The sequence below is a fragment of the Methylomagnum sp. genome, from assembly GCF_054333355.1.
This window is the reverse complement of sequence record NZ_JBTEKS010000092.1, coordinates 1-13,277: the sequence shown is the minus strand read 5'-3', so window position 1 is coordinate 13,277 and position 13,277 is coordinate 1. Positions and strand designations below refer to the sequence as shown.

The 13,277-nt window shown below is 64.4% G+C and carries 9 protein-coding genes and 1 pseudogene; 5 read left to right on the top strand and 5 right to left on the bottom strand.

What is annotated here, in order from left to right; all coding sequences use genetic code 11:
* Nucleotides 1-182: 182 nt before the first annotated feature.
* The 3 genes and pseudogenes from ACXWUF_RS09290 to ACXWUF_RS09280 all read left to right on the top strand — a co-directional run.
* Nucleotides 183-459 (top strand): annotated as a pseudogene (locus tag ACXWUF_RS09290) (integrase core domain-containing protein); the annotation flags it as partial.
* A 377-nt stretch (nt 460-836) separates the two neighbouring features.
* A complete protein-coding gene (locus tag ACXWUF_RS09285) occupies nt 837-1,718 on the top strand; it encodes an SRPBCC family protein (protein WP_458494391.1) in 882 nt (293 codons plus the stop codon).
* A 128-nt stretch (nt 1,719-1,846) separates the two neighbouring features.
* Nucleotides 1,847-3,019 (top strand): zinc-dependent alcohol dehydrogenase, encoded by a 1,173-nt coding sequence (locus ACXWUF_RS09280; protein WP_458494390.1) that lies wholly within the window; start codon nt 1,847-1,849, stop codon nt 3,017-3,019.
* 73 nt (nt 3,020-3,092) lie between these two features.
* On the opposite strand, the gene ACXWUF_RS09275 is transcribed toward ACXWUF_RS09280, so the two are convergent.
* The 3 genes from ACXWUF_RS09275 to ACXWUF_RS09265 form a co-directional block, all read right to left on the bottom strand.
* Nucleotides 3,093-3,338, bottom strand: coding sequence for a DUF4351 domain-containing protein (locus tag ACXWUF_RS09275; protein ID WP_458494389.1), 246 nt, complete (start codon nt 3,336-3,338; stop codon nt 3,093-3,095).
* Between the two features lie 226 nt (nt 3,339-3,564).
* A complete protein-coding gene (locus tag ACXWUF_RS09270; RefSeq protein ID WP_458494388.1) occupies nt 3,565-4,233 on the bottom strand; it encodes a YceH family protein in 669 nt (222 codons plus the stop codon).
* Between the two features lie 306 nt (nt 4,234-4,539).
* Nucleotides 4,540-5,349, bottom strand: a complete 810-nt coding sequence (locus ACXWUF_RS09265) for a CHRD domain-containing protein (RefSeq protein WP_458494387.1) — start codon at nt 5,347-5,349, stop codon at nt 4,540-4,542.
* Nucleotides 5,350-5,800: 451 nt separating this feature from the next.
* On the opposite strand from ACXWUF_RS09265, the gene ACXWUF_RS09260 reads away from it, so the two are divergent.
* Complete coding sequence (locus tag ACXWUF_RS09260) at nt 5,801-7,735, top strand: C13 family peptidase (RefSeq protein WP_458494386.1); 1,935 nt, start codon at nt 5,801-5,803, stop codon at nt 7,733-7,735.
* A 72-nt stretch (nt 7,736-7,807) separates the two neighbouring features.
* Here ACXWUF_RS09260 and ACXWUF_RS09255 read toward each other — a convergent pair whose 3' ends face one another.
* Together ACXWUF_RS09255 and ACXWUF_RS09250 are read right to left on the bottom strand one after the other, a co-directional pair.
* Nucleotides 7,808-9,166, bottom strand: coding sequence for an FAD-dependent oxidoreductase (locus ACXWUF_RS09255; protein ID WP_458494385.1), 1,359 nt, complete (start codon nt 9,164-9,166; stop codon nt 7,808-7,810).
* A 44-nt stretch (nt 9,167-9,210) separates the two neighbouring features.
* The gene (locus ACXWUF_RS09250) at nt 9,211-9,546 is read right to left on the bottom strand and encodes a c-type cytochrome (protein WP_458494384.1); all 336 of its coding nucleotides are present in this window, start codon (nt 9,544-9,546) and stop codon (nt 9,211-9,213) included.
* A 551-nt stretch (nt 9,547-10,097) separates the two neighbouring features.
* Between ACXWUF_RS09250 and ACXWUF_RS09245 the strand changes: the two genes are divergently transcribed.
* The gene (locus ACXWUF_RS09245) at nt 10,098-13,205 is read left to right on the top strand and encodes an EAL domain-containing protein (RefSeq protein WP_458494383.1); all 3,108 of its coding nucleotides are present in this window, start codon (nt 10,098-10,100) and stop codon (nt 13,203-13,205) included.
* Nucleotides 13,206-13,277: the final 72 nt, after the last annotated feature.

The window sequence follows — 13,277 nt, the reverse complement described above, 5'->3', positions numbered from 1 at the left end:
GGGCTGGGTCGGCATGGAGGATTCCGCCATGGAAGAGGATGCCTGGTTTCGTGGCTTCCTGGAACTGCCCAACGGAACCCCTCCCATGACAGCCTCGGCAAGGTGTTCGGGCGGCTGAAGCCGGACCCTTCGTGGAGGCCTTTTCACATTGGGTGCGGGCCGCCTTGCCCAGCCTCCAGGGCTGCGCCGAACACGGCATCGAACACCGCCTGATCCCGCCCGGGCGGGATCAGACCAACGGCATGGTCGAGCGCTTCAACGGCCGGATCGCCGACGTGCTGCGGACCACCCGCTTCGATTCCACCGAGGGCCCCGCCACGACGCTGCGCCGACCTCTACAACCACGCCATCCCCCAGCGGGCACCGGGCCATGTCGTCCCCGTCCAGGCCCTCGCCGAGTGGCGCAAGAAAAGGCCCGATTTGTTCGTTTCGGTGGTGGATAACCCCACGGGTCTTGACACTTATCATTGGATTAAGCGGAGGTGGGTTAATGTGGTTGGCGGCAATGCGGTCGGAGTGCGGGCGTCCCGCCCGCTCGCGGGCCAGAGGCCCGCGCTCCAATGGGATAAATCAAATAAAACCCACCACCGGATTAAGCGGGCGGTGGAGTCCCGTCGGGAGGGCATGTACTCATGCCCTCCCGACCTCTTGCCTTGGGTGGCTTTGAGCTTGTCCAAAGCAAGCCTTGGATTCCAAGCCGGTTCGCGCCGAAGCGGGAAAGAGAGGGCCGGGAAGCTGGCGAAAACTTCCCGGCCGCCGGGAATGCCCCGCCCGTTTTGTGGTCGTAAAAAGCTAACGGTTCGGTTTCTTTCCACTTTCCACAAGGAGCAACGCTCATGGATGAAAGGCAACTGGCGCGTGGTTTGGGATGGTTCAGCATCGGCCTGGGGCTGATGGAGGTGGCGGCGCCGCAGCGGATCGCCAATCGCCTGGGGCTGCGTGGGCGGCGGAATCTGGTGCGGCTGTTTGGGATGCGGGAAATCGCCAGCGGCGTGGGCATCCTCGCGGAACAGCGGCCCGCCGGTTGGCTACAGGCGCGGGTGGCGGGCGATGTGATGGACTTGGCTTTGCTGGGGTCGGCGCTGACGTCGGACAACCCAAGGCGCGGCGGGGCGGCGCTGGCGACCGCCGCCGTGGCCGGGGTGACGGCTTTGGATGTGATGTGTAGCCGACGCTTGAGCCAGGGCGACGGCGCGATGGATGGCGCTCTGCACGCCGAGCGCAGCATCGTCATCGACCGCCCGCCGGAAGTGCTTTATCAATTCTGGCGCGACCTGGAGCGCCTGCCGCAATTCATGAATCACCTGGAATCCGTCCGCAATATTGGCCCGAACCGTTCCCACTGGGTGGCGAAAGGACCGGCGGGGATGCGGATAAAGTGGGACGCGGAGATTACCCAGGATCAGCCGAACCGCTTCATCGCGTGGCAGTCGCTAGCGGGTTCCGACATGGACAGTGCCGGCTGGGTGCGTTTCGAACCCGCGCCGGGCGGGCGGGGCACGGTGGTGCGGGTGGCGATGGATTACCACCCGCCTGCGGGTGCCCTGGGCGCGGCGGTCGCCAAGTTGTTCGGCCAGTCCCCCGAAAAGCACATGGCCGGCGACCTGCACCGCTTCAAGCAATTGATGGAAACCGGCGAAATCGCCCGGACCGAGGGGCAATCCGCTGGGCGCGCGCGGGGTACTTCGCGGAAATATGACGAGTACGTGAGAGCCTGATACCGCTATTCCCGTGTAGGCTGGGTTGAGGCACGAAACCCAGCGTCCCTGCGATGGCACCGCTGGGTTTCCGCAAAGCTCCAACCCAGCCTACATGGCCCAATCAATTTGGCAAAAGGAGTCATGCCATGAAAGCAACCTGTTGGTTCGGCAAGAACGACATCCGGGTGGAGCAGGTGCCCGATCCAGCGCTTCTCAATCCCCGCGACGCCATCGTCAGAGTCACCTCGACGGCGATTTGCGGCTCGGACCTGCACCTCTACAACGGCTTCATCCCGGCCATGGAGAAGGGCGACATCCTCGGCCACGAATTCATGGGCGAGGTGGTCGATGTGGGCAAGGGCGTCAATAACCTCAAGGTGGGCGACCGGGTGGTGGTGCCGTTCCCCATTTCTTGTGGCAATTGCTTCTTCTGCAAGAAGGAGCTGTATTCCCTGTGCGAGAACTCCAACCCCAACGCCGTCATGGCGGAGAAGCTCTGGGGCCACTCGCCCGCCGGCATCTTCGGCTATTCCCATTTGGTGGGCGGCTATTCCGGCGGACAGGCGGAATTCGTGCGGGTGCCGTTCGCCGATGTCGGGCCGGTCAAGATCGAGAATGGCTTCTCCGACGAGCAGGTCTTGTTCCTGTCGGACGTCTTCCCGACGGCCTGGATGGCGGCGGAGAACTGCGACATCCAGCCCGGCGATACCGTCGCGGTGTGGGGCTGCGGGCCGGTGGGCCTGCTCACCATCAAGAGCGCTTTCATGCAGGGCGCCGAGCGGGTCATCGCCATCGACCGCATCCCCGAGCGGCTGAACATGGCGCGGGCGCACGGCGGGGCGGACACCATCAATTACATGGAGGTGGACAGCGTGATCGACACCCTGCGGGAAGCGACCGGCGGGCGCGGGCCGGATGCCTGCATCGACGCCGTGGGCATGGAAGCGCACGGGCACGGCGTCCAGTACGCCTATGACCGCGCCAAGCAGGCGGTGATGTTGGAGACCGACCGGCCCATCGTCCTGCGGGAAGCCATCCTGGCGTGCCGGAACGGCGGCACAGTGTCGGTGCCGGGGGTGTATGGCGGCTTCCTAGACAAGATTCCCTTCGGCGCCGTCATGAATAAGGCGCTGACCATCAAGACCGGCCAGACCCATGCGCAACGCTATCTGCGGCCCTTGTTGGAAAGGATACGGGAGGGGGAAATCGATCCCAGCTTCATCGTCACGCACCGGCTGCGGCTGGAGGACGCGCCCTTGGGCTACGAACTCTTCTGCAACAAGGAAGACGAGTGCATCAAAGTGGTGCTGAAGGCTTGAGGGCGGGCCTATGGAGGGCGGGAGCGGCGGCACGCTTGGGCCTAGCCGCTCCTGTCGGTGGATTGGGTCGCCGTCAGTTATCCCAAACATCGGCCAAGGTTTTCGCATCCAGAACCCGTTCCCCCCACACCAGCAACGTGTCGGCGTCGGCTGAAAGAATGCGTTGCCGCACGGAATCCGGCAGGGGGCGGAATTTGCGTTCCAGCTGGCGCAACAACATGAGCGCTTCCCCCTCGGAGCGTCCCTCTGACCGTCCCTCGCCGAAGGCTTCCTGATAGAACGCCGTCTGTTTGAAATCGAATTTATCGAAGCCGAACATTTTTTGAATCGCCTTGCGGGTCAACTTGGGCAGCCCTTGCAGGGTGGGTTAGGCGCACGCTATGAGGAAGCTGATACGACGGTCACTATTACCGTGCGCCGTAAACCACTATGCCAACCGGGATGGTGGGTTACGGCGCATAACGAGTTCAACAGTGGTGGCAGGTTCGTCAGGCGTGCGCCTAACCCACCCTACGAAATACCGGGCTTGCAGATCAGGCGGCGGACTATCCCGCCCAGGCTTCGACTTGCTTCCGTAGCCGCGCCACCTCGCCGCCCAGTTCCATGACCAAGGCTTCCAGTGCGTCCAGCCGCTCCCGGTCCGCTTCCGCCATGTCCCGGCTTGGCGTGGCCTCCCTGGCCTCCCCGGCGCCGGTCAAGGGCTGGGAGCCGTCGCCGAAGAGGTGGGCGTAACGGTTCTCCCGCTTGCCCGGTTCGCGGGGCAGCTTCTCCACCAGCGGCTCTTCCCGCGCCATGAGATCGGCGAGGACGTTCTCCACCTCGCTCACATCGCTTAATTTGCACAGCCGCTCGCAGCGGGTGCGGAGTTCGCCGGGCGTCTGCGGCCCGCGCAGCAGCAGTTCGCAGAGGATGGCGGTGGCCCGCTTGGAGAGTTGCAGTTCGCCGAAATCGGTGTTGCAGAAGCGGTGCCGGTATTTGATGACGCGGACGCCGTGGCCGGAGAGGCTGCTGACGAGGTAGCGCTTGGTCAGGCCATCCAGGGCTTGCTGGACCGTCGTCTCGTCCAGGTCGAGGATCGGGTCGCGGTTGCTTTTCTGGTTGCAGGCATTGGTGAGGGCGTTGAGGGACAGCGGGTATTGGTCGGGCGTGGTGATTTCTTTTTCGATGAGAACGCCGATGAGGCGGGCTTCGATGGGGCTGAGCTTGGTGTTCACGGTGTCGCCTAGGTTGGGAGGGAGCGGGGATTTTAGGCGATAACCTCCCGTGTTTCCCAAGCTTGCTGTGGGGCGGACTTCGGCCCGCGCCTACCTCAGGGCAATCGCGCTATGCCGGGAGCCGCTGTTTTTCCCCTCTCCCTCTGGGAGAGGGTCAGGGTGAGGGTGTTAAAAATGAGATTTCCCCTAAAAATCACGGATTCGATCTCAGGGTGGAGGCGGAAAAGCGCTAAATCCCTGATTGGATACCCTCACCCCAACCCTCTCCCAAAGGCGAGAGGGAGATAGCGCGATTGCCTGGCACCTCTACCTGACGGTGATGGTTGAAACCGTTGTCACCGTGGTAAAGGGAAAAACCGTCGCGACCGGCATCAGCGCGGGGTTGGTGTTTGTGGAGCAGGGCGCGCCGAACGTGGACGGGCAGGGCGGATTGAACGAGGTCGGCGAGCATTGTGGATTCAAGCTCGAGGGGCAGGGCGGGTTGAAATAGGTCGGCAAGCTCGCGCGCTGGACGATGGGTGCCACCAGGGCGGTGGGCGTGGAAATGACGCCGAGGCTGGTGCGGGGCTCTGTGGCGACGACGGAGGGTCCGGGGGTGAAGGGTATGGCGGGAGGCGTGATCGAGGTCGAGGGTTCGATCTGGCCCCGGATTTCGCCATCGGGATGGGCGGCGGACGGGACGACCACATAGATTTGCCCATCCCTCATGGCGGCGGCGAGGTCGGCCAGGGTGATGATGGGTTGGCCGATGGCGGCGGCACAGTTGGCCGTTTGATCCAGATTGGCGGCGGTCAAGGCGGCACCGATAGCCAGGCTTCCATTCCACCCGCCCGCCCCGGAACCCAGCAGGTCCGCGACCACCGGACCCACCACGCCGGTCGGCGCGCAGTGGAGCTGGGCCGATGTGAAGCGGGTTCCCTTGCGGAGTTTCAGGCGGAAGCTCAGGCGGGAGAGGTTCGCCCTGAAATTGAACGCCACATTGCCCCGCGCGGTGGTGTTGACCGGGGCTGGACTAACCTGTGCGCCATTCAGCGCGGCGTGGAACCGCACGCCGCCCTGGCTGCCGCTCCACGCCAGACAACCGGCCAGAATCATCGACAACTTGCCTGAGTTCATTTTCGTAACCTCCTTGTTGGCCGTCCCGGCGTTCCGTGCCGGGCGCTTCCATTGGGTGCGACTGCGGGAGGGCTGGAACCGTTCCCGTGTCCGCCATCCAATTTAGGCGGTTTCCGAAAATGCTTGTCACCGCTGATCTGGATGTAGGATGGGTGGAGCGTACTCGCGAAACCCATCGAGCCGGACACAGGGTGATGGGTTTCGCTTCGCTCTACCCATCCTAAAGGTATGTGTTTTCCTGGAAATCGCCTTAAGCGCCCGTGGTCCCGGCTTCAGTCGGCTCTTCGCCCCCCGGTTGCCGCCTGAAGGCGGGGCCACGGGCGGTGGCGCAATAGGCCGCATGTCGGCTGGCTGGCATTTGAGCGGCGGCTATTCCATGATTGATTCACCCAGGGCGGTCGCCTCGTTTTCGGGCGGCTGTGCCACATTACCCAACCGGGGAGTTTATGGAATGGAGCTACGATTCAATCTGACCCGCGCCGATCAGCGGATTTTTCTCGAACATTTGGAGCGCCACCGGCGGGGCTGGCGGGATTTCGGCGGGCTGGTGTGGACCAGCGTGGCGGCGGGCGTGCTGGCGGGATTGTGGCTGCTGGCGGCGCATCAGCCGGAGATTCCCGACTGGCGGGCCAAGGAGTCGCTGCTCGCGGCGGGGCTGTTCGCCCTGGCCTATGGGGCGCGGCTGCTGTGGCGGCATATAGGCAAATCCGGGCGGTGGCTGGCGGCGGAGTCCGGCAATTATGGCATCGTGCTGGCGCCAGCGGGCGTGTCCGTCAGTCGGCGGGACCATTACGGGCTGATGGCCTGGCCGGATGTGCTGGCTTTCGAAGAGGCCGGCGATTACTGGTATCTCTACGCCAGCGCCGAGCGCCGCCTGATTCTGCCGAAAGTGGTGTTCGCCGATCCCGCCGAGGTCGAGGCGTTCGCCGCCGAGGTCCGGGCGCTGTGGGCGGATCACCCGGACAACCGGGGGCGGTCTGTGCCCGCCGCGCCGCCCCTGTCCGCCATTCGGACCCGGCTGTGGGCGGACCTCTGGGCCAATTTGCGGGCGGGCTATCGCTGCGCGGTGTTTCGGGCCGTCCGGGCGGACGAATTCAGGCCCAGCGCCAGTCAATTGGCCTTATTGCTGCTGGCGCAGACCTCGCTGCTGGCCGCCATGGAGTATGTCCTGGCCGGTCCCGGTGCCGAGTTCAACCCGTCTGGACTCACCGATTACAGCGCGTCGGCGCTGCTGTTCCTGCTGAGCGGCGCGGCGGTGGGCGGATTGCTGGCGCGGGGCGGGGACTTGCTGCGCTGGCTGGTGATGGTGGCGGCGGCGGAATGGGTTTCGACCGCCCTGTACTCGCTGGTGTATGCGCTGGTGTATCTGGCGGGGATTGGTGTGGCCGACGAGGCGGGGCGCTGGGTGGCGGGGCTTTATTTCGTCTGCCTCGTCTGGAATCTCGGCTTCGTGTTCCGGGCGATGGTGCGGGTGTACGGCTGCCCGAAGGTGGCGGCCTTGCCCGCCCTGGCCGTGTATGCCCTGTTCAACTTCGTGGCCGTCCATGCCTTGCCGGAACAAGAATTGTTCTATCCCGCCCCGGACGAGACCGAACAGACGGCGCAGCCGCCCAGGCTGGATGGCGAGGAGTTGTTCTACCGGCAGGCCCGCTTGCTGGATGAGGCGGTGAAGCCGCTGGCCGCCGGGCGTCCCGGCATTACCGATTTGTATTTCGTGGGGTTCGCGGGGCAGGCCAACGAGCCTGTGTTCGCCCACGAGGTCGAGTACGCCAAGGACTTGTTCGACCGCCGGTTCGGCACGGCGGGCCGCTCCCTGAGCTTGGTCAACAGCCCCGCCAGCGCCGACCGCCTGCCCATCGCCAATGGCCATAATCTGGAGGCCGCGCTGCACGCGGTGGCGCAGCGCATGAACCGGGACGAGGACGTGCTGTTCCTGTTCCTGACCTCCCATGGCTCCCGCGACCACCAGCTTTCGGTGCGGTTCTGGCCCCTGCCGCTGAACGATCTGCCGGCCACCCGCTTGAAGGAATTGCTGGATCAAGCGGGGATAAAGAATCGGGTGATCGTGGTGTCGGCGTGTTATTCCGGCGGCTTCCTGGACGTGCTCAAGGACGATAATTCGCTGATTCTCACCGCCGCCAGCCGCGACCGGACGTCCTTCGGCTGCGGCACGGAATCCGAGTTCACTTATTTCGGCGAGGCGTATTTCGTCCAGGCGCTACAGGAAACCCATTCGTTCATCGAAGCGTTCGGCAAGGCCCGGCTATGGATCGAGCGGCGGGAGAAGGGCGAGCGCAAGGAGCCGTCCCTGCCGCAACTGCATGTGGGGCCGGGCATCATGCCGAAGTTGCTGGCGTTGGAGGCGGGAGGGCGAGCGGGGCTTTAGACGCCTTGGCCGGGAGCGGGTCGGGCATGGTTCATGCCCGACCTACGAGCTTTTTTCGTGATTGGCTTCGCCCTATTTGAAGGAGTCCGCGAAGATGTTGTCGGCCCAGGCGTACATGTCCTCGTAGTTGTCGCCCGACACGTTCGGCGCCTCGCCGAAGGATTCCGCCACCCGGACCATCATGCCGAGGGTGGGGTCGTACTGATACCCGGCGGTCAGCCAGGAGGCGGTCTTGTCGTCGATGGGGCTGTAGCAGGCCGAGTTGGTGGTCGGCTGAGGATCGGGCATTTCCCCGTTGAGGGCGCGGAGGATGGCGTCGGCGCAGACCTTGGCCTGGGAGTTCGCCATGCTGCCGGACTTGGGCTGGGCCGCTGGCATGGGGTTCGGTGCCGGGGTGGGCACGGCGGACGCCTGAGCGTCGCCGATGATATGCACATCGGGGAAGCCGGTCGAGGCATAGGTGAGCGGGTCGATCTTCGCCCAGCGCCCGGGGGCGTCCAGCGGCAAACCCGCGTCGAACACGATCTTGCCGGCTTTTTGCCTGGGGATGATGTTCAGGCATTCGACCTTGCCTTTGCCATTGGCGTTGGTCTTGTCCCAGGCGCCCACATTGGTGTCGATGCGCTTCTGTCCGGAATCGACGCTGTTGATGACCACGTTCGTGTAATAGGTGAGCACGCCCGCATAGCGCTGGGCGAAGGCGTTGCCGAAAGCCACCGGCTCGGCCTGGATGCTGGGGTTCTCGTCCAGCACGATGAGCTTGGCGCCGCTGCGTTTGGCCTTGAGGTAATTGGCGACGACGCAGGCCCGCTCGTAGGGGCCGGGCGGGCAACGATAGGGAGACTTCGGGATGGTCATGATGAAGGTGCCCTTGCTCGTCATGGCGCTGAGCTGGGTTTTCAGCAGCGTCGTCTGCGGCCCGGCCTGCCAGGCGTGGGGAGTGAGATTCGCGTCCCAACTGCCGGGTGGGGCGATGAAGTCGATGCCGGGGGATAGCACCACATGATCGTAGGGAAGCTCCTGGGTGCCGCCGCCGGCCAGCGAGACCGCGACCTTGCGGCCCACCGGATCGAGTCCGATGGCGCTGCCCTTGACCAGGTTCACGCCGTGGACATTCTTCAGGTTGGAATAGCCGATGAGGACGCGGCTCAGGCCGAGCTGGCCCGTGACCACGAGGTTCGACAAGATGCAGGAGTAATGGCCGTCCCCCGTCGTGACGCCAGCCCGGGGGTCCACGAGGGTGACATCGACGCTGCGGTTGCTCCACAGCCGGAGGTATTTGGCCACCGTCGCGCCGCCGAAGCCGCCGCCGATCACAAGCACCTTGGGGATCGGGCCGGCCTTGGCCAGCTTGCTGCCGGTGGGGAGCGTGGCCGCCAGGGAGGCCGCGCCGGTTAATTTCAGGAATTCTCGTCTGTTGAAGGAGGTCATGGATTTATCTCCCGAGTAAGCCGGTTAAGAGGTTGATTGCGGAATCAGCGGCGGCTGGACGTGCGCGGCTGAGTGGCGAGGTACTGGGAGATGGCCCAAAGCTGTTCCGGGGTGTAGCCACGGGCCTGCATGTCCATGATGGATTCCACGGGGCGCTTGGGGTCGTGCATTTCCATGACTTCGTGGTAAATCTCGGAAGCGCTTTTCCCGGCCAAGGATTCGAAGCCGGACACGGCGTTGCCGTTGGTGCCATGGCATTGGCCGCACTGGGAGGCCAGCAGGCGACCGGCGGGCGGTTCGGCACTGGCCAGATTCGGTGGGATTAGGCAAGCGGCCAAGGCCGACAAAGCCAGTCGGCGGTCGATGATGGGCTTAGGCATGGATGTTTCTCCGTGTTGCTTGGGCGTGTGTTCAATCTCGCTTGGGGGAAGCTTCCATGCTTCCCGGATTGACCATGCTGTCCGGTATGGCCGGTAATGCGGCCTCGGTTTCGCGAAGATTCTCCAAAAAAGCCGGAGTTCGCGGATTTTTACGAATATTGCCGACGGGTCGGCGCAATGAACTCGGGGCGCGTTACCGGGCGCTAATATTAGCGATTGCTGGAATTGAAAGCGTGACTGGCTTGGCAGAATGGAATATAGATCGTGATGCGTTTGGCATTATCGAAAGTCCCTCAAGTCGAGCGGCCTCGGAGGCGGTGGCCGCGGTGGGATGAAGTCGTCTGTTCATGCTCTTCAACCACGCTCAGGGCGGGCTTCGATTCCGCAGCGTTACGCGCAGCGCGACCAGTCGATATGGCGCGATGGCCCGGCTTGGCGCGGTTCCGCCGGAAGATGCGGACGGCCTCGCCCCTGCTAAACTGCAAATAAATAAATGCAGCGCTTGACAGTCTCGGCCCATTGGTCGGCTCACGCGCTCTAGGGTTTTACGCATGGCGGCTTATTACGATCTTCGCTTGGTCGCTCTCTCGGTGTCGATTGCCATCCTGGCGTCGTTCACCTCGCTGGCCTTGGCCCACAGAAGCGGCGCGGGCTGGGCGGGGCGGGCGCTGCCCGCCGCGACGATGGCGGGCGGTGTCTGGGCCATCCATTTCATCGCCATGCTGGCGTTCCACCCGCCGATCAGCCTCCTCTACGACGCCCTCTTGACCCTCCTGTCCCTGCTGCCGGTGTTCGCTGGCTCGCTCTTGTCCTTCGGCCTGATGCGTCATGGCGCGGGGAACCTCTGGCGGCTGTTGTTTGGTGGCTTGTGCATGGGCGCGGGCATCGCCGCCATGCATTACACGGGCATGGCGGCGTTGTGCCTATCCCCCCCGATCCACTATCGCCCCGGCTGGTTCGCGATGTCCCTGTTGATTGCGTTCGCCGCTTCCAGCGCGGGGCTGTGTTTCACGTTCCGTTCGCCGCCGCGCCACCGCTGGAGCCAGGTCGGAGCGGCCATGGTCATGGGCATCGCCGTCAGCGGAATGCATTATGCGGGCATGGCGGCGGCGGAGTTCGCGCCGGACAGCGTTTCCCTGCCCGGACCCTGGGCGTTCCACGGCCTAGCCTTGCCGGGGCTGGTGGCGGGGGTCGCGTTTCTGCTGTTGTTCCTGACGCTGTTTTTTTCATTGGCCGACACCGTGCATTCCGTCTGGCGGCTGTTGGCTCTGATCGTTGGCGGCGAGACCGCGATTGTGGCCTTGCTCGATGGCTTGTCGGCCACGGGTTCGTATTCCGCGCCCAGCTTGTGGAGCCTCAATGGCCTGTTGCTGGGGCTGTTCCTGCTGCCGATCCTGTTTCGCTTGCGGCGCGAAAGCCGACGGCTGGAGCAGGCCCGGCAGGAGCTGCGGTTCGGCTTCGATCACCAATCGGCGCTCAACGCGCTGCTCAATTTCCCCCTCGACCGCTATTCGCCGGACGAGTTGCTATCGAAGGTGTTGGACGTTGTGCTGTCCATCCCCTGGCTGGGCTTGTTGCCCCGTGGCGGAATCTTCCTGTTGGACGAGGCGCGGGGCGACTTGGCGCTCAAGGTCAGCCGGAACCTCGGCCCGCCGATTGAGTCCGCCTGTGCGCGGGTGGTGCTGGGGCATTGCTTGTGCGGGCGGGTGGCCGCCAGTGGCGAATTGCTGTTCGTGGATGGCGTCGATGCCCGCCATGAGATTTGCTATGAGGGCATGGTCAACCACGGTCATTACTGCGTGCCCGTCGGGCTGGGCGGCGACACCCTCGGCGTGCTGGTGCTGTATGTGGAGGCGGGCCATGTCTATTCCGAGCATGAGGCGTCGTTCCTCAAGGCGGTGGGCAGCACGTTGGGCGCCTTGTTGCGGCGGAAGCGCATGGAGGATCAGTTGCGCCTGTCCGATGTGGTGTTCCGCCACGCCGGGGAGGGCATTCTCGTCACTGACGCGGAGGGCCGCATCATGCGGGTCAACCGGGCTTTCGAGACCATCACCGGCTATCGGGAGGACGAGGCCAAGGGGCGCGATCCGAGCCTCCTTAATTCCGGTCGACAGGACCAGGCCTTCTATCAGGCCATGTGGCGCAGCCTCGCCGAGCGGGGCGAGTGGCAGGGGGAAATCTGGAACCGCACCAAGGCCGGGGAGGTTTACCCCGAATGGCTGAGCATCCGGGCGGTGCATGGCGAGCAGGGCAAGCTGGTCCATTACGTGGGGATCTTCACCGACATCAGCGCGTTCAAGCAGGCCCAGGAGCATATCGAATATCTGGCCTACAACGACCACCTGACCGGGCTGGCCAATCGCGGGGCGTTCCTCAACCGGCTGGCGGCGGCGCTGCGCACGGCCCGCCGCGGCGGCCAAAGCCTGGCGGTCATCTTCCTGGACCTGGACCGCTTCAAGGCCATCAACGATTCCCTGGGCCACGACGCGGGCGATCAGGTGTTGCTGGAAACCGCCGGCCGCCTGAATGCCTGCGTGCGGGACGGGGACACGGTGGCCCGCTTGGGTGGGGACGAGTTCGTGCTGTGTCTGAGCCAGATCGGGCCGGATTCCGCCCAGGCGATGGCGGCGGTGAACGCCATTTCCGCCAAGCTGCGCCGCCAATTCGTCGAGCCGTTCCATCTGAAAGGCCGGGACATCGTGGTGGGGCCGAGCATCGGCATCGCCCTGTACCCTTGGGATGGGGATACGCCGGAAGACCTCATCAAGAACGCCGACACCGCCATGTATCACGCCAAGAAACATGGCGGGGATGGGCAGCGTTTCTATGCGCCGGAAATGAGTGCCGCCAGCTTGGCCCAATTGGAAATGCAAAGCGACTTGCGCAAAGCCTTGGAGCGCGACGAGCTGGAATTGCATTACCAGCCGAGGGTGGATGTTTTCACGGGCCGCATTGTCGGCGCCGAAGCCTTGCTGCGCTGGCGCCATCCGAAGCTGGGCTGGTTGCTGCCCGAGCGGTTCCTGGCGGTGGCCGAAGAATCCAACCTGATTGTCGCCCTGGGAAGGTGGGTGCTGCGGGTGGCCTGCGGCCAGCGCAAGGCATGGCGGGCGCGGGGCTTGCCCACCGGCACCGACGTGCCCATTTCGGTGAACATCTCGCCCCGCCAGTTCCATCAGCCCGATTTCCCCGACCAAGTGGCGGCCCTGCTGCGGGAGTTCGGACTCGACGGCGGCTGGCTGGAAATCGAAGTGACCGAGGCCACCCTCATGCAGCGCAGCGAAATGGTGGTGGACATCCTGAACCGGCTGAAAGTCTTGGGCGTGCGGATTTCGGTGGACGATTTCGGCGTGGGCTATTCCTCCCTGAGCTATCTGAAACGCTTCCCGGTGGACGCGCTCAAGATCGACCGCTCCTTCGTCAAGGATGTGCCCACCGATCCCAATGACGCGGCCATCGTCCGGGCCGTTGCCGCCATGGCCCATAGCCTTAATCTCAAGGTCATCGCGGAAGGGGTGGAGAACGAGGCGCAGGTGGCGTTTCTGCGCGAGATAGGCTGCGGGGAGTATCAGGGGTTTCTATTCAGCGGCGCGGTGTGCGCCGATGAGTTCACCGCCATGATGGGGGCGGGGCTGGCCCCCGGTCAGGCGACTGGTGGCTGATCTTGGCCAGGACATTTTCAAAATGAGTGTGCGGCTCCAAGAGAAAGGCCGACTCGGTTTTGAAAACCGAGT